This window comes from Streptomyces inhibens (genome assembly GCF_003389455.1).
GTDB classification, from domain to species: Bacteria; Actinomycetota; Actinomycetes; order Streptomycetales; family Streptomycetaceae; genus Streptomyces; species Streptomyces inhibens.
In genome coordinates, this window is the sequence record NZ_QUAC01000014.1 from 143,753 (window position 1) to 165,011 (window position 21,259).

The 21,259-nt window shown below is 68.2% G+C and carries 20 protein-coding genes and 3 pseudogenes; 11 read left to right on the plus strand and 12 right to left on the minus strand.

Annotated features, from left to right (window positions below):
* Positions 1-339: 339 nt before the first annotated feature.
* Positions 340-554: pseudogene (locus tag DY245_RS48095) on the plus strand (hypothetical protein); the annotation flags it as partial.
* A gap of 6 nt (positions 555-560) precedes the next feature.
* Here the strand turns inward: DY245_RS48095 and DY245_RS02410 are convergent.
* The 6 genes from DY245_RS02410 to DY245_RS02435 form a co-directional block, all read right to left on the minus strand.
* Positions 561-995 (minus strand): protein-tyrosine phosphatase family protein, encoded by a 435-nt coding sequence (locus tag DY245_RS02410; protein WP_128502921.1) that lies wholly within the window; start codon positions 993-995, stop codon positions 561-563.
* A gap of 261 nt (positions 996-1,256) precedes the next feature.
* A complete protein-coding gene (locus DY245_RS02415) occupies positions 1,257-2,507 on the minus strand; it encodes a glycoside hydrolase family 183 protein (RefSeq protein ID WP_128502984.1) in 1,251 nt (416 codons plus the stop codon).
* 335 nt (positions 2,508-2,842) lie between these two features.
* Positions 2,843-3,556, minus strand: a complete 714-nt coding sequence (locus DY245_RS02420) for a C39 family peptidase (protein WP_128502923.1) — start codon at positions 3,554-3,556, stop codon at positions 2,843-2,845.
* Positions 3,557-3,737: 181 nt separating this feature from the next.
* On the minus strand, positions 3,738-4,736 hold the full coding sequence (locus DY245_RS02425; RefSeq protein WP_128502925.1) for an ArsR/SmtB family transcription factor: 999 nt from the start codon (positions 4,734-4,736) through the stop codon (positions 3,738-3,740).
* A gap of 246 nt (positions 4,737-4,982) precedes the next feature.
* Complete coding sequence (locus DY245_RS02430) at positions 4,983-5,693, minus strand: trypsin-like peptidase domain-containing protein (RefSeq protein ID WP_244942782.1); 711 nt, start codon at positions 5,691-5,693, stop codon at positions 4,983-4,985.
* A gap of 814 nt (positions 5,694-6,507) precedes the next feature.
* Entirely contained in the window at positions 6,508-7,107 is a 600-nt protein-coding gene (locus DY245_RS02435) for a TetR/AcrR family transcriptional regulator (protein ID WP_128502929.1), read from the minus strand.
* 71 nt (positions 7,108-7,178) lie between these two features.
* On the opposite strand from DY245_RS02435, the gene DY245_RS02440 reads away from it, so the two are divergent.
* Positions 7,179-8,009, plus strand: a complete 831-nt coding sequence (locus tag DY245_RS02440; protein WP_128502931.1) for a class I SAM-dependent methyltransferase — start codon at positions 7,179-7,181, stop codon at positions 8,007-8,009.
* A 362-nt stretch (positions 8,010-8,371) separates the two neighbouring features.
* Here the strand turns inward: DY245_RS02440 and DY245_RS02445 are convergent, their stop codons facing one another.
* Positions 8,372-8,779, minus strand: coding sequence for a DUF3224 domain-containing protein (locus DY245_RS02445; RefSeq protein ID WP_128502933.1), 408 nt, complete (start codon positions 8,777-8,779; stop codon positions 8,372-8,374).
* 103 nt (positions 8,780-8,882) lie between these two features.
* On the opposite strand from DY245_RS02445, the gene DY245_RS02450 reads away from it, so the two are divergent.
* Complete coding sequence (locus DY245_RS02450; protein ID WP_128502935.1) at positions 8,883-9,854, plus strand: helix-turn-helix transcriptional regulator; 972 nt, start codon at positions 8,883-8,885, stop codon at positions 9,852-9,854.
* 429 nt (positions 9,855-10,283) lie between these two features.
* Positions 10,284-10,478, plus strand: coding sequence for a hypothetical protein (locus DY245_RS02455; RefSeq protein WP_128502937.1), 195 nt, complete (start codon positions 10,284-10,286; stop codon positions 10,476-10,478).
* 117 nt (positions 10,479-10,595) lie between these two features.
* Here DY245_RS02455 and DY245_RS02460 read toward each other — a convergent pair whose 3' ends face one another.
* Positions 10,596-11,192, minus strand: a complete 597-nt coding sequence (locus DY245_RS02460) for a dihydrofolate reductase family protein (RefSeq protein WP_128502939.1) — start codon at positions 11,190-11,192, stop codon at positions 10,596-10,598.
* Positions 11,193-12,110: 918 nt separating this feature from the next.
* Between DY245_RS02460 and DY245_RS02465 the strand changes: the two genes are divergently transcribed.
* The 3 genes and pseudogenes from DY245_RS02465 to DY245_RS02480 form a co-directional block, all read left to right on the plus strand.
* On the plus strand, positions 12,111-13,112 hold the full coding sequence (locus DY245_RS02465) for a DUF1259 domain-containing protein (RefSeq protein WP_244942783.1): 1,002 nt from the start codon (positions 12,111-12,113) through the stop codon (positions 13,110-13,112).
* Positions 13,113-13,729: 617 nt separating this feature from the next.
* Positions 13,730-14,056: pseudogene (locus DY245_RS45710) on the plus strand (cysteine hydrolase family protein); the annotation flags it as partial.
* A 29-nt stretch (positions 14,057-14,085) separates the two neighbouring features.
* Positions 14,086-14,360, plus strand: a pseudogene (locus DY245_RS02480) (IS5/IS1182 family transposase); the annotation flags it as partial.
* Positions 14,361-14,513: 153 nt separating this feature from the next.
* Here the strand turns inward: DY245_RS02480 and DY245_RS02485 are convergent.
* On the minus strand, positions 14,514-15,074 hold the full coding sequence (locus tag DY245_RS02485; protein ID WP_181923483.1) for a TetR family transcriptional regulator: 561 nt from the start codon (positions 15,072-15,074) through the stop codon (positions 14,514-14,516).
* A 144-nt stretch (positions 15,075-15,218) separates the two neighbouring features.
* On the opposite strand from DY245_RS02485, the gene DY245_RS02490 reads away from it, so the two are divergent.
* Complete coding sequence (locus tag DY245_RS02490; protein WP_128502943.1) at positions 15,219-16,007, plus strand: patatin-like phospholipase family protein; 789 nt, start codon at positions 15,219-15,221, stop codon at positions 16,005-16,007.
* Positions 16,008-16,224: 217 nt separating this feature from the next.
* On the opposite strand, the gene DY245_RS02495 is transcribed toward DY245_RS02490, so the two are convergent.
* Both DY245_RS02495 and DY245_RS02500 read right to left on the minus strand, forming a co-directional pair.
* A complete protein-coding gene (locus DY245_RS02495) occupies positions 16,225-16,563 on the minus strand; it encodes a hypothetical protein (RefSeq protein WP_220377844.1) in 339 nt (112 codons plus the stop codon).
* A 347-nt stretch (positions 16,564-16,910) separates the two neighbouring features.
* A complete protein-coding gene (locus DY245_RS02500; protein WP_128502946.1) occupies positions 16,911-17,531 on the minus strand; it encodes a PadR family transcriptional regulator in 621 nt (206 codons plus the stop codon).
* 111 nt (positions 17,532-17,642) lie between these two features.
* On the opposite strand from DY245_RS02500, the gene DY245_RS02505 reads away from it, so the two are divergent.
* Both DY245_RS02505 and DY245_RS02515 read left to right on the plus strand, forming a co-directional pair.
* On the plus strand, positions 17,643-18,842 hold the full coding sequence (locus tag DY245_RS02505) for an FAD-dependent monooxygenase (RefSeq protein WP_128502948.1): 1,200 nt from the start codon (positions 17,643-17,645) through the stop codon (positions 18,840-18,842).
* A 1,236-nt stretch (positions 18,843-20,078) separates the two neighbouring features.
* Positions 20,079-20,528, plus strand: coding sequence for a nuclear transport factor 2 family protein (locus tag DY245_RS02515; RefSeq protein WP_128502950.1), 450 nt, complete (start codon positions 20,079-20,081; stop codon positions 20,526-20,528).
* A gap of 11 nt (positions 20,529-20,539) precedes the next feature.
* On the opposite strand, the gene DY245_RS45105 is transcribed toward DY245_RS02515, so the two are convergent.
* The gene (locus DY245_RS45105; RefSeq protein WP_220377847.1) at positions 20,540-20,800 is read right to left on the minus strand and encodes a hypothetical protein; all 261 of its coding nucleotides are present in this window, start codon (positions 20,798-20,800) and stop codon (positions 20,540-20,542) included.
* 74 nt (positions 20,801-20,874) lie between these two features.
* Between DY245_RS45105 and DY245_RS44090 the strand changes: the two genes are divergently transcribed.
* On the plus strand, positions 20,875-21,030 hold the full coding sequence (locus DY245_RS44090; RefSeq protein ID WP_181923485.1) for a hypothetical protein: 156 nt from the start codon (positions 20,875-20,877) through the stop codon (positions 21,028-21,030).
* Positions 21,031-21,259 lie beyond the last annotated feature (229 nt).

The following is a 21,259-nucleotide window of genomic DNA, read 5'->3' on the forward strand; positions in this document are numbered from 1 at the left end:
TCGGCGAGGTCAGGCTGGCGTGGCGGTGGGTGCCGGGAACGCTGGGTGGGGCAGTCATGACGAAGCGCCGCCGCCGAGGACAGTCGCGTCACAGTCGTAGTTCCCGGGTATCAGTCTCTGGTCCTATCGTCGCGCTTCAGGCCGCTGTTCGCCTGCCGGCCAACCCAGCTGCCTGCGGTTCCTTGGAACGGGAAGCTGCTCGGTAACCACTGTCTCGGCTGCGACCGCGTCGCGGGCGTCCTCTTGACCCGAGACCCAGGCGGTACCTTCCCGCACCACCAAGACCATGCGCCCCGGTACTCGGAAGCCGCGTTCCACACCTCCCCGGCGGCCGGGGCGGGGCGGCCACCGGCCTTCAACCGAGGTCTACGAGCGCCGCAAACGTCGTCGAGCGCTGCTTCAACCGCCTCAAGCAGTGGCGGGGCATCGCGACCCGATACGACTCGATATGACAAGTACGACCCGATACGACAAGACTGCCGAGTGAGTCCTACAAGGCGGCCGTCACCCTCGCATCACTCCTGCTGTGGGCGCGGCATGTGACGACAGAGCCTGGCGCGCTATGCGTCGTCGAAGCGCAGTACGAAGCGTCGCTGCCAGGGGGTTTCCACAGCGCGACGGTGGTAGTGCCGGCGGACGAACGTTACGGCTTCGTCTGCCGGGACCCCGTCGAGAACGGCCATGCATGCCAGGGCTGTTCCGGTCCGTCCGTGCCCACCGCCGCAGGCGATCTCGACGCGTTCGTTCACTGCCCGGGTCAACGCCTCCTTGAACACATTCCGAGCCTGCCGGCGGTCCTTGGGAAGCCAAAAGTCAGGCCAGCGCAGCCATCGAGCGTCCCACTCGGTGGGTGGAGGCTGCTTGCCGAGTAGATAGATCGCGAAGGATGGCGTCGGTCCTGAGGGAAGGGGGTGACGCAGGCCCCGGCCGCGCACCAGGACGCCTGAGGGGAAGCGCATTACCCCGGGGTCTGTCGAGCTCCAGTTCTCAGCCATTTGACCACTGTATCGATGGTCCATTGACCACTCTATCGATGGTCCATGCGCGGCTGAATCCGTGATGGCAACGCATTGCGTCGGTCGGGCCGGCGGCTACGGCGTTGACCCGGGTAGCGTCGGGCGCAAGTTTCAAGTCCCAGCTGCGGGGCAGCTGTTATGGGCCGGTGGCCTTTTGTCCACGGTCGGCGGTGTCGGGTCCGCCCGGCCCGGCCCGTCCCGGAAGCAGAACCAGGCGTCCCCCTCCCCTGCGCTATTCGATTACGGGTTGATGCCGTCGTACTGCAGCACCCAGTAGGGCGGCTCGTTCAGCTTTCCGTTCCACTGCGACACGATCAGGGTGAGGGACGTGGCGCTTGCGCTGCCGGGGTGGATGTACCCGCCGTAGAGGTACGGGGTCTGTGGCTTGCCCCAGTGGCTCGCCGGCCATGTGTTGTTGCCGACGATCTGCGGAGTGGGGGCGGTCCATGCGGCATCCGGCCGAGGTGCGGTGCGCGTACAGATCGAATAGTCGTCCACGTCGAAGTAGCTCATGCAGTAGGTGTTGCCGATCCGTTTGACGGAGAACTCGCCGATTCTGTTTCCGGACAGGATGGCCGACGGTGCGGCCGATTTAGTCCACTGCCAGGAATTGTTGACGTAGGCCCAATTCTGCTGGGCACCGAAGTTTCCGTCGCGGAAGTCGTTCGGCTGAATGCGGAACAGCTGGATTGCTCCACCATCGCCGGTGTTTACGTGAGTGCCGTTCCAGCGTTTCGAGAAGATGTACAGCCAGCCGTCGGGGTCGATGCCCGCGAACGACCACATTCCATACATGGACTGGTTCGTCCCTTGGGTATCGCCGGGCCAGTGATAGGGGTAGTCGTTCCAGGTCACGCCGTAGTCGTCGGAGTAGGCGACGCCGGACATCAGCGAGCCGTCGTAACCAGCGGGCGGCTCCCACGTGGCGACGGACGTGTACTGGATATAGGTGCGACCGCCGAACTCGATGCAGTCGTTGGGGATTCGGCTGATCTCGTCGCCGTAGCCATTGTTCTGCCTGTGCTGATAGTCGAACAACTGACGGGCGCGGCCGCCGGTGGGCTGCGCCCAGGTGAACGAGATCGGTGTTGCGCCGGAGGAGTCGAAGTTTGCCTGGTTCAGCATCACGGGGGACCCGATGTATTCGTCGGTCTGCTGGATCCCGGTCCACGCGTCACCGAAGACGTAACCCCATGAGCTGTCGTGCTCTCGGTAGTACGGAATGGCCAGGTCGCCGGACCCGAGTCCCTGACTGCTTGCCGAGTCACCAGGCTGGTCACACAACGGCGTACCGCGTTGGAGCAGTCGCGCATTCTTCTTGTTCCCGGTGACAGGCGGCCTGGCGTTGTCGCGGGCGGCTGCCGCGGCAGGAGCGGCGCCGAGCAGCCCTGCGCCCAGGGCAAGGCCCACGCCGGCCTTGAGCGCTGATCGGCGGGTGGCCGGGCGGCGGTCCGGCTGCGATGGGGCGGAGGGGGTAGACGGGGTGGGCATTGATCGATCCTCCATGTGTGTCGGGCTTCGGAACTCGGAGCGTGCCGCTGGGCCGCCCATGCCCGGTTGGGCTCTCCGCCGTGACGAGCGCTTCTTGTACTCGCCCGCTGACGGGACGTCATGGATGTGGGGGAGGGGGTGGTTCGGCGTCAGGGGGTCGCGTCCGAAACGGTGCGGATGTCGGCTGGAACGTCCGTCTTGTTCGTTGCATGTCACGCGCCGCCGTCGCCGCGCTTCTGCTGGAGGCCGTGAATGCGACAGCGCCGCGTGCTTACGCCGCCCTGGTCCGGTTCGCGGACAAGGGCGCCGTATGCGAGGTCGTCCCCCTTGACCGGTCAGGCGGTGTAGCCCTTCGGCGGGATCAGTGTGGCGAGCTGGTCGAAGGAGAGCCAGTAGATCTGGTTGCCGCTGAAGGAGGCGGGGTCGGCTATGAGGACGGTGCGGTTCGCGTCGTCGTAGCCGATGATGGTGAAGTAGTGGTAGATCGTCTGGTCCGAGGGGTAGCCGGGGGGTTGGTTCCCGGGCGGGGCGACGATGTTGGCCACCAGCGGGTAGTTGTGGTCGATGTCCACGACGATGTCGTTCCACAGCAGGTCCCTCTGGGCCTGGGTGGGCGGGTCGTCCGGCATCTCCTTGGTCTCGTACCAACCCGTGCCGAGATTCGCGTTGAGTACGCCGGTGACCTGGCCGATGTGGTCGGTGCCCGCCTCGGTGGTGCCGAGCTGCGCGGCCAGATCGGCCTGGCTGGGCGGGGCGATGCGCGCGGAGAGCGCGATACGTGTCGAGGCCGGGCCGCACCAGTAACCGGTCTCCTGGACCTGGTAGTCGACCTGCAGCGTGTGCGCGTTCGCGGTGCGTGCGGGGGCGATCTTCAGCCGGGTGCCTGGCTGGTGGTGTCCGCTGACGACGGCCGTACCGGCCTTCGAGCCGTGGGCGAGCACGGACACGGACGGGGTTCGTGGTGTGGGCTTCGCCTGGGCGATGCCGGGGGAGACCAGAGCTCCGACGGCGGCGACGGCGATCGCGGTGGACACAAGTCTTCTGCGCATGACGGCTCCTGGAAGGTGTGGGCCTTGCGGGAAGAAACGGCCTCGGGGAAGACGCGGCCGTGTGACGGCAGGGCCAGCGTGGTTCCTGGCCCGCGGCAGGTGCAAGCGATGAAAGTTCAGGCTTACCACCGAACTTGGGCTCGGCCTTGTCACCGGATGTGGAGGGGGCGGTGTGCTCCGGCTACTCCAGGCCCGCCCGCTCCGCGGTGCTCAGCAGGGCCCGCCCTTCCGCGGTCGCGACGTGGAAGGACCGTCCGGCCTTGCGGACGGTGGTGACCAGGCCCGCCGCGCGCAGCACGTTCACATGTTGGCTGATGGCGGGGTGGGTGACGTCCAGGAGGCGGGCGACCTGGACGGTGGAGCAGCCGGTGCGGGCCGCACGCAGGATGGCCGCGCGGGTGTGGCCGAGCAGCGGTCCCAGCGGCCCGGAGCCTTCTGCGGGGCGGCCGTTGGGGACGGTACTGGCCCAGTCCGCGGCGTGATGGATGGGATAGACCAGGACGGGCGGCAGCTCCGCGTCGGCGAGCGTGATCGGTGTGGGCCAGCAGAAGAACGACGGCTGAAGGATGAGCCCCCGGCCGCGCAGGCACAGTTGCTGGTCGACGGGGTACGCGACTTCCAGTACGGGCGACCGCCAGCGGAACTGCGGCCCGAGACCGGCCAGTAGCCCCTCGGTGCCACCGTCGAGCAGGCTGAGCAGCCGGACGGCACGGTCGGCGTCGATATGGGCGTGGACACGCCGCCAGAACGGCGCGAGCGCCTCCCCGTGGTAGGTGCGGACGGCCAGGCCCAGCCGACGGAGGGTATCGACGTCGCCGCGGGCCAAAGACCCTGCCCAACTGGGGAGTTGGAGCGAGGCGGCCAGCTGCGTCAGATCGGTGTGCAGCCGTGGGCGGGGAGTGCTCAGCAGGGTGTCGACGGCCGCCTGCAGCGTGCCGCGGTCGCCGGACGTAGGAGTGAGGAAGTCCGGTGAGTAGCCGCGGGGCGGCAGCAGGGTGGACAGCAGTCGGCAGCTGTCCGAGAGCCGCGGCCGCGCCCACTGGCGCCACTCGCCGAACACCCGGGCACCGTCCCGCCGTTGCAGCGTCTGCACGCTGTTGCTGATCTCCCAGAGGAAGTCCGGCCCCGGGGCCACCCGAACCCGCGCCAAGTCCTCGGACGTGAAGTACACCCGCAACATGGTCGCTCCATCGAGAAGTGAAGGTGTGCTGCTGCCGGCCACGGCTGTGCCTGTCGGATGGGCGAGCGCGCGGCAGCAGAGCGATGGCCCGGACGCCGCCGGCTGCACCCCATGCTGTCCTTGCGTGGCGCGACTGCTACCGCTTGGCGGCCTGGTCCCGCCCGGGGGAGTTCCCCGGGCGGTGGAGCCGTCACCGGCCCGTGCCGACGAGATAACGAGGCCGGGCCGGTGGGCTCTCGGAGCGGTTCAGGACGCGAGGTGGAAGCCGGCGCCGACTCCGCCGTTGGCGTTCATCTCATCGATGATGCTCAGGATCGGCGAGCTGTGCTGGGCGCCCCAGGCGTTGCCGACCAGCGTCTGGCCGGCGACGACGGGGGAGCCGGAATCACCGCCGTCGGTCCAGATGAGGTGGGTGAACCAGATTCCGTGGGTGCCCAGCTTTATGCCGCAGGTGAGGCCTGTCCGGTGGCCTTGCTTGCACATGCGGGTTCCGTTGGCGGGTGGGGCTCCGATCGACGTGATGGTCACTCCGCCGACGGTGTTGGTGGGAGCCACCCGGCTCTCGTCCAGCTTGATCACCGCGTAGTCCAGGCCCTTGGGGCCGGTGCTGAGCAGGTTGTTGGGCGTGCTGACGTAGGTGACCGTGCCGATGGCCCCCGTCTCGAGGTCGGGGCGGCTGTCGGGGATCGGCGCCGGGGCGGCGGCTGTCCCCGCGGGCGAGGCGTCCCGGTAGACCTTGTCACCGACCAGCTTGTTGCCGTGCTCGTCTATGAAGCAGTGGGCGTTGGTCAGGCCCACCAGGTTGCCGGCTGAGTCGCGGCCGACCGCGGTGAGGGTGCAGACGTAGTAGCCCTTGTGCTCCTCCGGGGTCGGCTGGAGCCGGAAGATGATCCCGGTGCCGCCTCCGATGGCCGTGCGCGTATCCGCGCTCGCGGACGGGGCTGCAACGAGGGACATACTCGCCAGGAGGACGGTGAGACCAAGGGCGCGTAACACACGTAACATGCGATCACTTCCCGTGTGAGGTTGGGGGTGACGGGGCCGAAAACAAGGACGACGGCTCTGGCCAGCCACCTAATCGACTAGAACTATTTTCTAGTTTCTATCACGCGGGCGTGACGAATTACAGGCCGCTTCGTGTTTGTTTCCTGGGGCGGGCCGCACGGCGGGGTGGATGCGGGTGGTGGATCCGCAGACAGGGGGGTGGCGGAGGTCGCGACGTCCGGGCGCGGTGTGCACCTCGCACCCTCAGCTCGCGGCCGCCCTGGCCGCCGTCGCCTTTGCCGGCGCTCGGTAGCCTCAACTGGCCGTCTGCTGGCCCCGGGAGCTCGACCCGCGGCTGTGTCCTGCGCGGCTCGCGCAGTCCACCCGGCGCGGCGTGCCATACGTGCACTCGCGCCCCGCTGTTGATGCGCGAACGGGGCCGGCTCGCGGTCGGCCGCCGGAAGCGTGGCTGTCCGATCGCGCTATCGGCGCAGCGGTCAGCGGCCAACTCCCGTTCCGGCAGCGCTCCTAACGGCGATCGGGCATCCGGGAATCTCCGCAGCCCGATACGGCATCTCGAGACCAGGATCAGCGAGAAACCGCAGGTCACGGTATTCCGTCCGCAGCTGAGGTCCAGGTCCTCGGATTCTCTCCGACCGACGACGTCGACCAGATCAGCTACAGCGAGGCGTACTGCCGGGGAACGCGCGCGCCCTATGCCAAGTGGGCCCCGGCCCTTGCTGCTTGAGCTTGGGTCCTCGGTGGACATCGCTCGCTGCTGGGCCGTTCATGGCAGCGGTTCTTGCGCGACGCCGGCGATGACCGTGGTCACGACCTTGTGGACGGCGCCGGCCTCCGGTGGGGTGCCTTTCCGGTCGGCGAAGAGCATGTGCCCGGTCCCGATCAGCGTGGGGGCGAGGGTATCGACGTCGGCATCCGCCGCGATGCGGCCCAGTTCGCGCTCGGTGGTGAGGTAGGAGGCGATCATGGCCGTAGCTTCCGTGAGTATCGGGATGCCGGTCGGTGTGGTCCGGCGGAGCCGGGCGCGCAGGTCGTCCCGGGAGGTGACGAGGCCGACGATCGCCACAGCGACCGCCCCGAACAGGTCCGTCAGGGCGCCGGTGAGGTTGTCGGCGACGGTGCCGGTCCCGGCGGAGTTGCGCAGGACGGCGGCCTGGCTCTCGATCCGGCCGATGCGGTCCAGTACGAGCTCGGCGAGGAAGGCGTCGAAGTCGGCGAAGTGCCGGTGCAGGACGCCCTTGGCGCAGCCTGCCTCTGTGGTGACCGCCCGGCTGGTCAGCGCGCTCGGCCCGTCCCGGAGCAGGACACGCTCGGCGGCGTCGAACAGCTGCTCGCGTGCGTCGTGGATGGCTACCCCTGTCGGCACCGTGCATCCCGCCTTCGCTTGCTGGGTCCGCCCGGTTGACGAGTGGGCGCACGCCCACTAATAGTGGGCACATGCCCACTATACCGCCGGAGCGAGCACCCATCTCCGAACACGAGCCTCATGCACGCGGACAGGTAGCCGAGTCGTTCGGCTCGGACGCCGAACGCTACGACCGGGCCAGGCCCCGCTATCCCGAAGAAATGGTGGACCGGATCGTCGCCGGTAGCCCCGGCCCCGACGTCCTCGACGTCGGCTGTGGCACCGGAATCGCCGCCCGGCAGTTCCAGGCGGCCGGCTGCAGGGTGCTCGGGGTGGAGCCCGACGCGCGGATGGCCGACCTGGCGCGGCAGCTCGGGGGCGGGGTGGACGTAGCGACGTTCGAAGCCTGGGACCCGGCCGGCCGGGAATTCGATGCGGTCGTCGCCGGCCAGGCCTGGCACTGGATCGACCCGGTTGCGGGAGCGGCCAAGGCCGCACAGGTGCTGCGCCCCGGCGGCCGACTGGCAGCATTTTGGAACGCGTTCCAGCTTCCGCCCGAGGTGGCGGAAGCCTTCGCCGCGGTCTACGGGCGGGTGATGCCCGACTCGCCGTTCAACCTCCAGTCGATGACGAAGCAAGCCCTGGACGGGTACCAGGTGCTGTTCACCAAGGCCGCCGACGGGATCCGGGAGGTGGGCCGGTTCAGCGACCCGGAGCAGTGGCGATTCGACTGGGAGTGGTCCTACACCCGGGACGCGTGGCTGGACCAGATGCCGACCCATGGCGCCTTCACCCAGCTCCCGTCGGACAAGCTGGCAGAGGTGCTGGAGGGTGTCGGCGCCGCTATCGACGCGATGGGTGGCAGCTTCACGATGCGTTACACCACGGTGGCGGTCACCGCGGCGCGAACCGACGCCACCTGACCCGGCTCTACGGTCCATCCGCATTCGCGATCTCCTGCGACCTGTTGCTCACCATCAACACGGCCGCCATCGCCTTCCTCCCGCGATCCCGTTCATCCTCGCGGGCAGCAACATCGGAGCCGCCGAGACCGCCCAGCACTCCGACGTCGCCGCCCTCGCCCCCAAGGACCTCCGCGGCTCCGCCTGCATGGATGCCGGTTGAAGTCCCAGTTGCCCTGGTCCGGCTCCACCGTTGCGACCTGATGCCACGCCTGGTGGCCAGCCGCGACCGGTAGTCACGACTGTGAGTTCCTGAAGATCGTTACGAGGCTGTCGGGCTCATCGCGCTGGTCGAGGAACTCGCAGTCGCCAGTCGCCGGCGGTCAGTTCAGGTTGTAATCGAAGGCATACGGGACAGTGGGTTCACCCTGTTTGGCGGTGAAGCTGCCAGTGCCGCTGAGGGTGGCCAGGTCACCGCTGCCTGATCCTGGTACGACTTCGAAGGTGCAGTGCACAGAGCCGTCGGCATCGAACGAGCCGCGCTCCTCCACGGCGAAGCTGCCCTCTCGCCCGTCGAGGCTGCCGGCCAGCAGCTCCATGCCGGTGAACGTACCGGTCTTCTCCGAGACGTAGACGATGGTGTACTCGCAGGTGGTCTCGGCAGCCGTGATGCCCCCGACGAAGGTGTTGGTGACGGAGGCATGGGCGAGTTGGGGGCTCGCCTCGCTCGGGCTGATGGTGCGTTCCTCCCAGTTGGCGAAGGTGAAGTGGCCGGTGGTACGCGCGGGCATGGATGTCCTCTCGATCGGCCGCAGGGTCTCTTCCGTACGGCGTGTGAGGATCCTGACTGCTGTACCTGACATCTCCTGTCAGGTACAGCAGGACAATGGCTCCATGCGTGCCGACCGGCTTCTCTCCCTCCTTCTGCTGCTCCAGAACCGCGGGCGGATGACCGCCCCTGAGCTCGCCGCTGAACTGGAGGTATCCGTCCGTACGGTCTACCGGGACATCGAGGCGCTCAGCCTGTCGGGCGTCCCGGTCTGCGCGGATCGCGGTCCTGCGGGCGGCTACCGCCTGATGGACGGGTACCGCACGCGACTGACCGGGCTCACCGACTCCGAGGCCGGATCGCTCTTCCTCGCCGGAGCGCCAGGTCCGGCGCGTGATCTGGGCCTCGGCGCGGCGCTGGCGACCGCTCAACTGAAGTTGCAGGCCGCGCTGCCGGACGAACTGGCCGACCGGGCACGGCGTATTCAGGACCGCTTCCACCTGGACGCCCCGGCATGGTTCCGGGACGCCGACCCGGTCCCGTATCTTGCGCCCATCGCCCAGGCGGTGTGGGAGCAGCGTGTGCTGCGTACCCACTACCGACGGTGGAACGGTGAGGTGCACCGGGAGCTGCACCCGCTCGGCATCGTCCTCAAAGGCGGTGTCTGGTACTTGGTGGCACTGGCGGACGAGGCCCTGCGGACCTACCGAATATCGCGGGTCCTGGCCGTGGACACCACAGGGGAAGGATTCGAGCGGCCGGCCGGATTCGATCTCTCCGCTTTCTGGGAGCAGTCCTCACGGCGCCTGGAGGCCGCGCTGCATCAGGGAACCGCGCGACTGCGGATCTCGCCTCGCGCACAGAGGCTGCTGCCCGCGCAGTTCGGCGCGGCAGGCGCACGGGCCCTTGACGGAGCCGGACCGCCGGACGACGAGGGCTGGGTGGAGGTGGAGATGCCGGTCGAGGCGCAAGCCGTTGCAGTCAGCGATCTGCTCAGGCTGGGCGTTGAGGCAGAGGTACTCGGTCCGCGAGAGCTGCGGGAGGCGATGGCCCAGACCGTGGCCGAACTGGCACACCGGTACGCACCCTCGCCCTGAGCCTCGCCCGGACTGTTGCCGCACTTGCCCTTGTCCCTGACGTGCGAACCGGAGTACGCCGGGGAGACAGACGAAAGACGACCTCACGAGACAGGACATCGAAGAATCCGGCGAAGCAGATCGTCCGAGATGGCGCGCGAAGCGGACCAGTTCATGCGAGACGGGAAGCAGATCGACCGGGACGGGACGGCAGAACTGGACCCACCCCGCCCGGCGGCCACTGTCCTGTCTTCGTGAACCTTGATCACGTCTCGGCGAAGGTGGAGAACCTGGTCGAGAGTTCTCCTACAGCGGCCTTGGTGGACCCATTCCTCATGGACATTGCCGCTGGCCGCTCATGGGGGTGAAGCACCCGTCAGAAGGCCGTAAGCGGCGATTGGCGCTGCTGCGATCGCTTGGCGAGGTCGATCGGTTCGGCAGGGTAGGCGCATGAACGGCGTGGGTGCGAAGGCGCGGTGGCTGGCGCGTATGGCAGTGAGCACGGTATGTGTCGGGGCGGTGATGGCTGGCGGGGCGCCGACGGCGTTTGTCGGCGCGGCGGGGCGCAACAACCGGACCTGCGTCGCGGTCGTGGGCAGCGGCCTGCGCGTCGAGTCGGTCTCGGCGTCGACGACCTGGCGTTGAAGCTCAGCTGGATCGAGGGCTTCGACTCTGAGGTAGGCAGCCCCGGCCCGTGGCCCTTCACCGGCCTTCTCCGACCCCAGCCGCAAGGTAGCCCCGGCGCCCCCGCCGCCTCCCGACCTACCCTCCGGCGACCGGCCGATAGGTGCACACATGCACGCCCGTACCGCTGGTGACAGTCGAGACCAGCTCGAGCGTACGCAGCGCTCCGTCGTCGGGGAAGATCGTCTTGCCGCCGCCGAGGATCACCGGCATGAGCATGAGCCGGAGCTCGTCGACCAGGCCCTCGCGCAGGAGGGCGCGCACGAGCGTGGGGCTCCCCATGACCAACAGGTCGCCGCCGTCGGTCTCGTGCAGCTCCCGGATGCGGGCGACGGCCTTGTCGCCAGGGATGCGCGTGCTGTTGTCCCACGTCAGCGCGTCGTCGCCCAGCGTCTCGGACACGACGTACTTCGGGATGGCGTTCATCCGGTCGGCGAACGGGTCGCCGGCCCGCTCGGGCCACGCCGCGGCCATCGTCTGCCACGTGCGGCGCCCGAACAACAGCGCCTCGGCGTTGCTCAGCGCGTCGACGAAGGCACCGCCCACCACCTCCGGATCGAAGAACGTGTGCGACCAGCCGCCGTGGGCAAAGCCACCGTCGGTGTCCTCGCCGGGCCCGCCTGGCGCCTGCACGACGCCGTCCAAGCTCATGAACTCACTGATCACGATGCGCATGGGACTCGCTCCTCTTTTCTTCCTCGCTCGGGGGATACGTCGATGCAGACTGTCACCCCGCTGCAAAATCATCGCCCCCACTCGGATCCCCAGTGGTGATGTAGAGCACATAGCTGTACGCACAGTCGTACGTGTCTCCGACTGCGACCGCAGGCGTCGAACAGCGCGCGGGCGACTTGGGTGCGCGTCTACGTCCGACGACGTCCCTTTCAACCAACGGAACGGACAGAGCCGTTGGATCCCGGACACGGCGAAACGCCTGGCCGGTCAGTGGGGTGGAACGTCGTCCAGTCACAGTTGAGAGCAAGACCAAGGCCGACACTCCTCACCGCACCAGATGGGGAGCTATCCCATCCTGCTATGGGAGTCAGACAAGGCATCCCGGCAGTCGTTGCCCAGCCGTGCGCTCGAACTCATCGGGTGTGCTTTGGCGGTAACGCAGCAGTTTCGACGTAGAGGCAACGGTTGAAGGACGTTACGGACACAGCAACGGGCGCTGTAGGGCTTGGCGTTGGCGGAGACGGCCGAAGAGGTGTTGTAGTGCCGTCCGCCACCGCCGTGGCCGATGGCGGATCGCCAAGCCAGATCAAATCACGCAGCCGGACTGACGCCATGGCCAGAATTCAAAACTCCCACTTGGCGAATGTCCTACGTTTCGGGGGGTGGGTCTGGACCGGTCATTCGTAGGGATAGCTGAAGAACTGTCAGCTCGGTTGACCACCCACCGGCCGTTCGCCGAGGCCGAGTTCGGCGGTGCGATAAGCGGAGTGCTGCTTGCCGGCTGTGATGTTGAGGGCTGCCTGGCGTCGTGGGCGGGGGCCTGGGACTGATTCCTTAGCCCACCTGGCCCTAACCGGTGTCGATGAACGACGTTGACTCCAGCCCGCCATGCTTCCATCTCGTCATGGAGGTGCTCACATGATGGCCGAATACCGACAGCAGGACAGTCACCCGCACGCGGGTACGCCGCGGCGGCGCGTGCTGGCCGCGGCCGCCCTGGCTCCGATGCTGGCCGGGACGCCAGCCCCCGCTCGCGCCCTGCCCACCGGGACGGCCGAGGTGAAGAGCCCCAGGCTGGTCGAGCCGGTTCCCACTGTCCTATCGGACTGGGAGCACGTCGCCAACACGCTGGGCCGAACAGGCGATATCAAGCGAAATGCGATGTACCACACAGCCCTCCCACGCGGGGACCTCCGGGTGTGCTCCCGCCGCATCGTCGTCAAACCGGCACTCGCCCTCGGCTCGCACGTGTCCTTCATCCGTTACGCCGACAAAAGCACGCTGGTGATGGGCGATGTGGTGGTCACCGAGCACGAACTGCAGCCTTTCACCGATGCCCTGCACGAGCACAAGATCGGGCTGACCGCGATCCACAAGCACCTCCTTTCCCAGAGCCCCGACATCTGGTGGATCCACGTCCATGGACACGGCCACGAAACAGTGGCTCTGGCCAGCGGCCTGCGCGCAGCGTTCGACCGTACCGGCACCCCGCCTCCGCTACCGCCGACCCCGCAACGGTCCGTCGACCTGGACACCGCCGGCATCGATGCCGCGCTGGGAGTCAAGGGCTCCATCGACGACGGCATCTACAAGTGCATCTTCGTGCGCCGCGAGACGATCACCGACGGGAACCTGGTACTACCCCCGGGACTGGGATCGACCAGCGCGTTCAACTTCCAGCCGCTGGGCGGCGGCCGGGCCGCGATCAGCGGCGATTGCGCCATGATCGCCGAGGAAGTTCAAGACGTCCTGGTGGCCCTGCGGCGTGCCGGGGCCGAGCTCGTCGAGCTGCACAACCACGGCTTGACGGACGAACCCCGCCTGTTCTTCACGCACTTCTGGGCCGTGGGTGACGGCGTCAAGCTCGCCCGGGCCCTGCGCCCCGCGGTGGCCGCCACCAACGTCGTTCCGGCCGGCTGACCACCGCGCAGGCAGCGGGCTCGACCCGGCGGACCACGTCTGAGTCTGTCCGCGATCATCTCCACGGCCAGGACGAGAACACGTCCTCATCGTCTGGCCGTCCGAACGCAGCGTCCCGCTCTACCGCCGAGCCGGGTTCCACCCCTCCGTCGAACTGCTGGAAGCACGATGAACCGGCGACAGGCCCAAGAGCTCGACGGCTCAACGGCGACACCGCCACCCTGCTTCAACGACCGTCGCCACATCGTCGACTCCAAGACCTGGGGACGTCACGGTGGGCACCACGGTGGGCACGCCACGATCACTGGGGCCACCACGCAACCCGTCCGCCCCGGGCCGTAAGACTTGATCACTCTGGCCGGCCGCCCACGGTGCGTCGCAGGTCCTCCGCCCGCGGCGCACCGCCGCTGCTCAGGCATCCGAGCAGTGGGCCGCAGCGCGGTCGGCGTACGCGTCGGACCACCCGGACCACGACTGACGGGAGCACCGCCGTGCAGAACACCGAGAGTCTCGTCCACGCTTGGTGCATCGACGACCGGGAGTACCGGCGTCAGGAGGAGCGCCGCGGCCGCCGCTTCGCATACACGAGCTTCGAGCCCACCCGCACGGCGCTGGTCATGGTCGACATGGTGCCGTTCTTCGTCGACGCCAACCTCTACGCCCGCGGCATCGTCCCGAACATCCAGCACCTCGCCGACCGCCTTCGCACCGCTGGCGGAACCGTTGCCTGGGTCCTGCCTGCCCGCACGGAACGCACACCGGTCGGCGACGAATTCCACGGCCCCGAAGCGGCCGAGATGTTCCGCAACGCCGGCGGCAGCGGCCCGCTTCCCGACCGGCTGTGGCACGGCTTCACCCTCGGCAGCGACGACGTCCTCATGGAGAAGTCCGCGCCCAGCGCGTTCTTCCCGGGCCGCTGCCCGCTCCCCGAACTTCTGCAGGAGCGCGGGATCGCCGTGCACCTGGTTTTTTCGCTGGCTACGACTCGGACAAGACCCGCGCCCTGCTCGACGAACGCGGCCTGCACGGCCGCATCGCGCGCAAGGGCGAGAAGGCGCCGATCCAGGCAAGTCAGAGGTGGCACGTCGAACGCACCCACGCCACCGCCTCGCTCGCTGCTACGAGCGCCGCCCCTCCGTCATCGATGCCTTCTTCGACCTCACCGACACCATCATCACGGTACGTAGCCTGATCCGTCGGGCATGGACGACCCACCGATGGGACGAACGCCCGAACCGCCGCCCGTGACCAGACGCCAACTCTTGGGCGAAACCGACCATCGGCCCGCCCGATGCGATCGCGGCATCGCTCCGACTCGGCGGTGTTCCCGGCCCTCACATCGGGCCGGCTTCCGTCCTTTCCCGGGGTGGTTCCACCCTGGCAAAACCTTGCCAGGACCGTTCACTGGTTCAGGAGTTCAGCGAAGCGGTCCAGCGCACGATCGGTGCGTTGGCGGTCGCCGGTAGCTGTGAGATCGAACAGCAGACCCCGGACAACGGCCATGACCAACGTGGGCGTGACGGTGTCGTCAGGACCGGTGGAGACGTCGCGGAAGGTGGCGCCGAGCGTGTCGAACCAGTCCGTGATCGCCTCGCCCTGGTCGGGGTAGGTCTCGGGGTGAACCAGTCCGTCGGCGTGCACCTCGAAGAACAGCCGGACGAACGGCGCACGTTCGTCTGCGCCGATCCACGCCCAGATGCCACGCAGCCGCTCTTGCGCAGAGCCCGTCTTTGGCGGAAGGTGCTCGGCCAGGCGCACAGCACCTCGGCGACGGGCCTCGGCCAGGACCGCAGCAACCAACTCCTGTTTGCTGCCGAAGTCGTAGAGCAGCATCCGTGGGCTGGTGTCGAGGGCTGCGGCCAATGGCCGCAGGCTCAGCCCGGCCAAGCCGTGCGCCAGCACATAGTCGGTCGCCCGCGCCAGCGTGCGCTCGCGACGGGCGGGATCAGCGGGTCGCCCCACGGTGGATCTCCTCTCAGCAACTCGGAGTTGAAACAGCATTAGCGAGTATATGGTACGACTGTTTCAATAACGAGGGAGATCACCTTGCACACCTTCGACCGAGCACTCGTCCTGGGTCCTGGGAGTCACGTCGGCACCGCCTGGATGGCAGGGCTGGCCTACGGATTGCGCCGCGATGGCGTGGAACTGGGCGAAGCCGACCTGATCGTCGGGACGTCGGCCGGCGCGATCGTCGCAGCGCTACTCGCCACCGGCCAGGACCCGGGGCGGCTCGCGACGTCGGCCCGCCAGCCAGCTCACCGGCTCAAGGTGGACCCCAGGCGGATGGGTGAGGTGTTCGCCGTACTCGGCGACCGCAGCCTGGAACCCGGCGAGGCCAGGCGTCGCGTCGGCCGGCTCGCGCTCGACAGCACCGACGTCCAGGCCGAGGAGGCGCTGATCGCGGGGCGCGCCGCCTTGATCGGCGCGGACGCGTGGCCGGAGCGGCGACTGCTGATCACCGCCGTGGACGCAACCACCGGTGAGCCCGTGGTGTGGGACCGCGACAGCGGCGTGCCGTTGGTGCACGCGGTGGCAGCGAGTAGCGCCTTCCCCGGGGCCGCGCCGCCCGTTGCCATCGACGGCCGGCGGTACATGGACGGTGCGCTGCGTGCGGGCCCCAACGCCGATCTCGCCGTTGGAGCCCGCACGCTGGTCGTGGTCGAACCGATGGCCCACCTGTTTCCCCGGGAGCCACTCAACCAGCAGCTGGCGGCCGTGGGGGCAGGCACCGTGGTGACCATCGGCCCCGATCCGGCCTCGGTGCGCGCTTTCGGCTCGGACATGGGCGACCTGGCAGCCTGGGAACCGGCCTACCAAGCGGGTCTTCGCCAGGCGGGCGACGTCGACGCGCAACTCCGCTCCATGTGGAGGGCAGAAGCCGACGCGGGCTGACCGCTGATCAGGTCGGTGATGTGTGGGCGCTGGCAGCCCACCGGAGGGGTCGCCGCGTAGGCCATCGTGATGCAGCAGACTCACCTCCGACGGCGGTCTTGGAGCTGGTGAAACTCGCGCTCTGGTCAGCGCAAAGGATCACGCCAAGACCGCCGTTCACGCCTGCTGAACTCCCTGGTGAGTGACGCTGTTAGAGGTCAGGTCATGCTGAGCAAGCTCAGCATTCGGATACCCGGTCAGGGGACACCGCACCGTCGTCGCTCATGATCTCGGTACTATCGTCGATGTAGCCGGACCCGCCGTCGTACGACACCTTGTAGCTCCCGCCGTAGCCATAGCCGTTGGCGTCTACTTTGCCCGGCACGTGGCAGTCGACCGTCACCGTCATCAGTGTCGTCAGCTTGCCCACTGGTGTCTGGCCTCTCGCATCTGCGGACGGCCACACGGTCACGTTGTCGTAGTTCCCGATCTTGCCTTCAACGCCACACCCGGCTAAAGCCGCCATCGCGAACACGACGGCTCCCACCGACAGTGCGACATGCCTGTTGAGTTTCACCCCGTACGTCCTCCCCGTTAGTACTGCCAAGTTGTGGCAGGCAGTAATTGTGGGTGCGGTGAACTGCGGGGGACAAGACCGCGTTGCCGCACTGCGGCCGTGCCTCGTCTGTATCTCGGTTCATGGCGGGCTTGCCTTCGTCGCCGGCGCACACCCACTGGAGCGGCTGAGTCGCAGAGCCCAGACCTTCGGCTCGGTCCCGGGTCATCCGGTGGGCGGTATACGGCAGCCTGCGGCCGGTGAAGGCGATCCGGGCGCACCTCCCATCATCGTTCCGGGCCTCCAGGAACCGGTGACCTGACGAGCAGCTCAGGCTCGGACCATAAAGGACGAGCTCAATCGGCAGCTCAATCGGCCGAGGGCGCCTCGTAGTGTTCCGCGAAGGCCGCGAGCAGTTCCGGGGACCAGGTCAGGTCGCCGTTCCGGAGGTCGCTGATTACTGCCCGGACCCAGCGTTCCTCGGCGACGACCATGGCGTGCACGTATTCGTTCTCGATGAGAGTCACGCGCGGGAGGCCGGAGCCGGCGTCGACGGCCTGGCGCGCCTCCAGGTCGGTGCGCTGTGCGGCGAGGTGCTCCGCGCGCTTTTCCAGCACTTCCAAGGCCTCGGCCGGGGTGAGCATGGGCACGTTGGAAAGCGCGGCCGGGAAGACCGGGAACTCGCTCTTGGGGACGGCGAGCATCTGCTCCAGCCACTGACGGGCGACGGCGCGGCCTTCCGCGGTGACCTCGTAGACCGTGCGCTCGGGGTACTGCTGGTCGCGCTCGGTCTGTCGTACGGCGATCAGTCCGCCTGCGTGCAGCCGCTCGATGGTGCGGTACAGGCCTGCCCGCTGGCCGACGTTGACCACCTGCTCCTTGCCCCACTGCTTGATCAGTTGCTGGAGGCCGTACGGATGCAGTGGTCGGTAGTGCAGCAGCGCCAGCACGGTCAGGCCGAGCGGCGAACTCTTCACGGGAGCGGTCATGCCGGTAAGTCTAGTAGGGACGAAACTAGTTGCACTGAGACTAGGTGCAGTGCAACTATGAGCGGGCCGGGCACGCGGCCCGGCGCGAACGAATCCACAGTGGGAGCGGTCATGAACATCCACGACGGTCAGGGCGTCAGCACCGGCGTACGGACGGCATTGGTCATCGGGGGCGGGGTGGCAGGTCCGGTGACGGCACTCGCGCTGCGCAAGGCGGGCATCACGGCCACGGTCCACGAGGCGTACCCCGCGGCGGCGGACGGCGTCGGCGCCTGGCTGGCTCTGGCCCCCAACGGCCTGACGGCACTGCGGACGATCGGCGCCGACAAGGCGGTGGAGGCCATCGGTCAGCCGGTGCCCGGCGTGGTGATGGCGGACGGCGCCGGGCACCGCATGGCAGGCTTCGGCGGGTTCACCGAGCTGCCCGCGAGCCTGGCGATGCCCCGAGCCGCGCTCTTCCGGGCGCTGACCGATCACGCGGTGGCGGAGGGCGTCCACTTCGCTTACGGCAAGCGGCTGGTGAGCGCGGAGGAGACCCCCGACGGTGTCACCGCCCACTTCGCCGACGGTACGTCGGCGACCGCCGACATACTGATCGGCGCCGACGGCATCCGCTCCACCGTCCGTACCCTGATCGACCCGCAGGCACCCGATCCGGAGTACGGCGGCGTGCTGAGCTTCGGCGGCCACGCCACGGACAGCGGGGTGGAGGCCGAGCCCGGCACGATGTACTTCGCCTTCGGCCGCACCTTCATCGGCTACTGGCAGGGCCCGGACGGGCAGTTGATCTGGTTTGCCGGGCTGCCCACCGACACACCGCCCGGTCCGGCCGAGCTGGCGCAGGTGCCGGCCGCCGAGTGGCTGGCCAAGCTGCGCGAGGTCTACGCGGGCCATGTCCCGGGTGAGCGGCTGCTGCGGCACACCGATCCCGAACGACTGATCACAGTCGGCCGGATGGAACGCATGCCGTCGGTGCCGCACTGGCACCGCGGCCGCATGGTGCTGGTGGGCGATTCGGCGCACGCCCCCTCCTCCAGCTCCGGGCAGGGTGCCTCGCTGGCCATCGAGAGCGCGGTCGAACTGGCCCGCTGTCTGCGTGACCTGCCCACGCCTACCGAGGCGTTCGCCGCCTACGTCGGCCTGCGCCGACCGCGGGTGGAGGCGATCGGACAGAACGCGGCCACTGCCAACAAGATCAAGGCCGGCAAGGCCGAGGCGGCAGCTGTCACCTTCCCCACGCCTGAGGAGATGTTCCGTCCGCTGCACTTCCATCGCATCGACTGGGAGCAGCGCGTCACCGTCACCGCCTGACGGCCGGCGTTGCTGTGGTGGAGTGTCAGGGTGCCGAGGGGCGGTGGTGTGTCCGGAGGCTGGTGCGGGTTCGTCAACGCCCGGGACGGCGCCGGCACGTGCGGGGAGCAGTTCGGCGCCGGGGGCGGCAGCATGCTGGAGAAGGACGATGCCTGCACGCGCGGGGAGCAGGTCCGCGCGAGTGGAGGCGAGCCAGCCAGGTCAAGGGCCTCATCGCGGCCGGCGCCGTGCTCTCCGCGCGAGCGGCGGTGAGCCGTCACGGCCATCCAGACCCCGCGCTGGCCGTGCAACTAGGTGAAGGCTGCGTCTGAGAGAGCCCTCGTCGGCGGCGCTCTCGTCGTCACTGGTGCCACTGCGCCGGTCCGCAGGCTCCGCCGCCATGAACCGCGCCGGCCGAGGAACCGGCGCTCCTCCCAGCGGGATGAAGGCCCTCGTCGGGCCGACTGATCGGGTGTAGACGNCTCCCAGCGGGATGAAGGCCCTCGTCGGGCCGACTGATCGGGTGTAGACGGCCTTCGAACACCGCGCCCGCGTCGAGCGGCACTGAAATCAGGTGCTGTTGCGCCTGGCCTTGATGCTCTGGATCGTCTCTGCGGCCAGCATGCCGGTCGCGATGGTCATGGCGGCCGATCGGCTCACAGCTGATGGGTGTAGTGGGGCCGATGGGTTTAGTGGGAATGAGCCGTGCTGAGGCCGTGGCCCTCGTGCAGCGGATCACGGATGTGGACCACGCCTCCGAACAGGAGGCGGATCCTTCTCCTCGTCGATCCAGTGCTTGAACTTCGTGTGCTCGTAACCGCCGTGGGACTCGGCGGCTCGGGGGAGGGCTTCGATGCCGTCGTGGAGGCTGAGCGTCTCGGCAGCGTGGACGCGGCCACGACCGACCGGCGGAGCAGCGGTGGCCGATCCCGCAGGCGCCCTCCCCGGTGCGCAGCCGGAGAGAGCGCGATCACCTGCGGGTCCCGCTGTGGGGTAAGCCTTCGGGTATCCGGCTTTGTTCACGAGTTTCGGCTCTGGCACAGCTCCGTGGAGCGTGATGTTGGGTGTGTCCGAAGTCGCAGGTTGTGCACTGCTGTTACCGCCTGGACGCGGCTTCGCAGCACTCGCCCTGCCATATCAGGCAGCTCTTGCCCTGCCGGCGGGCTTCGGAGGCCGTCAATTACTCGGCAGGTAATCGACGCTTCGCGGGGCCTGGCACATGATCATCCGTGTATCACCAGGGGAGAGGACCCAACCATGACGAGCACCACCGACCGCACCCGAGCTGTCGTAGAGGACTATCTTCGCCGTGCCGCAGAAGGGAACCCGGAGCGTATCGCCGCCGTCTACGCGGAGAAGGTCGACTGGATGGTGGCCGAGAACCCGCAAGCACCGTGGATCCGCCCCCGTTCTACTCGCGCTGATGTCGCGGGCCACTGGGTTGACCTGGCCGCGCACACGGTCCCAGGCCGAGGCGGCTTCTCGATCGACACGATCGTGGTCGAGGGCACTGAGGCAGTGCTGACGGGTCACCTCTCAGGAACGGTACGGGCCACCGGGAAGACCTTCGAAGGGCCCTTCGCGCTGCGGCTGTCCATGGACGACGGGCTGATCACCCGGCACCATGTCTACGAGAACAGCCTCTCGGTCGCCGAGGCCTGCACCCCCGATGGTGGCCACCATCAAGCTGACGGCCCTGGCCAGTAACGCGCGCTGGCTCACGTCGGGCGAGCGGGACCCGTTTGCGCAGAAGGCCGAAGCCCGCGCGTGCCGAACATCTGGCGCTTGAGCATCGGCATCTTGATCCGGTTGACGTGACCTTCGACGACGCCGGAGCTCCAGGGCAACGTCGGACCAGCGATGACCGCGTCGCGGTCGCGGTCGATGCCTGCGGCGAGGGTATGAAGGGTGGGCAGGCCGTCCTGCCGGACGGCGTCGAGCCGGTCCGGGAGTCGTTCGTCCTGATGCTCGGCGAGCATGTGGGCGAAGGACTGGCGGCATTCAGGTACGGATATTCATGCGTTGAGCCGTTGGCATTGCTTACTTTGCGCGGGTGCCTACGAACTCGACACCACAGCAGCACCACTCCCGGAAGGAGGGACTGGTGCTGCTGCCTGCTGCCCGCTGTCCGCTGTTTGCCGTGCTGCCCCTCGTCTGGTTCGTCGCCACCCCCTTTCTGCCCGACGAGGTGTTCGGGGCCCCGATTTAGCTGGTGGCCGTGAACTGGAACGGCAACGACCCCCAGGGCGGCATCAGCTACTTGTTGGGCTAGAGACGGGCTGGGTCTGCCCCGCCCGTGAACAACACCGGCCACGGATTGGCCATCTCGCCTGACCAGCAGTTACGGGACAACCTTTAGAGGGTGTCTCACGTGGCAAGTTTCGCGAGCTTCTTGTAGCAGGTCAGGGCGGCGGCCAGGCCGAGGAAGGCGAGGAAGT

Coding starts and splice junctions, on each gene's coding strand:
- DY245_RS02505 (WP_128502948.1), top strand. CDS start 17,643: ATGAACATCCACGACGGTCAGGGCGTCAGCACCGGCGTACGGACGGCA.
- DY245_RS02490 (WP_128502943.1), top strand. CDS start 15,219: ATGGCAGGGCTGGCCTACGGATTGCGCCGCGATGGCGTGGAACTGGGC.
- DY245_RS45105 (WP_220377847.1), bottom strand. CDS start 20,800: ATGCTCGCCGAGCATCAGGACGAACGACTCCCGGACCGGCTCGACGCC.
- DY245_RS02500 (WP_128502946.1), bottom strand. CDS start 17,531: ATGACCGCTCCCGTGAAGAGTTCGCCGCTCGGCCTGACCGTGCTGGCG.
- DY245_RS02515 (WP_128502950.1), top strand. CDS start 20,079: ATGACGAGCACCACCGACCGCACCCGAGCTGTCGTAGAGGACTATCTT.
- DY245_RS02450 (WP_128502935.1), top strand. CDS start 8,883: ATGCGTGCCGACCGGCTTCTCTCCCTCCTTCTGCTGCTCCAGAACCGC.
- DY245_RS02420 (WP_128502923.1), bottom strand. CDS start 3,556: ATGCGCAGAAGACTTGTGTCCACCGCGATCGCCGTCGCCGCCGTCGGA.
- DY245_RS02440 (WP_128502931.1), top strand. CDS start 7,179: ATGCCCACTATACCGCCGGAGCGAGCACCCATCTCCGAACACGAGCCT.
- DY245_RS02415 (WP_128502984.1), bottom strand. CDS start 2,507: ATGCCCACCCCGTCTACCCCCTCCGCCCCATCGCAGCCGGACCGCCGC.
- DY245_RS02460 (WP_128502939.1), bottom strand. CDS start 11,192: ATGCGCATCGTGATCAGTGAGTTCATGAGCTTGGACGGCGTCGTGCAG.
- DY245_RS02425 (WP_128502925.1), bottom strand. CDS start 4,736: ATGTTGCGGGTGTACTTCACGTCCGAGGACTTGGCGCGGGTTCGGGTG.
- DY245_RS02410 (WP_128502921.1), bottom strand. CDS start 995: ATGGCTGAGAACTGGAGCTCGACAGACCCCGGGGTAATGCGCTTCCCC.
- DY245_RS02455 (WP_128502937.1), top strand. CDS start 10,284: ATGAACGGCGTGGGTGCGAAGGCGCGGTGGCTGGCGCGTATGGCAGTG.
- DY245_RS02430 (WP_244942782.1), bottom strand. CDS start 5,693: ATGTCCCTCGTTGCAGCCCCGTCCGCGAGCGCGGATACGCGCACGGCC.
- DY245_RS02445 (WP_128502933.1), bottom strand. CDS start 8,779: ATGCCCGCGCGTACCACCGGCCACTTCACCTTCGCCAACTGGGAGGAA.
- DY245_RS02465 (WP_244942783.1), top strand. CDS start 12,111: ATGATGGCCGAATACCGACAGCAGGACAGTCACCCGCACGCGGGTACG.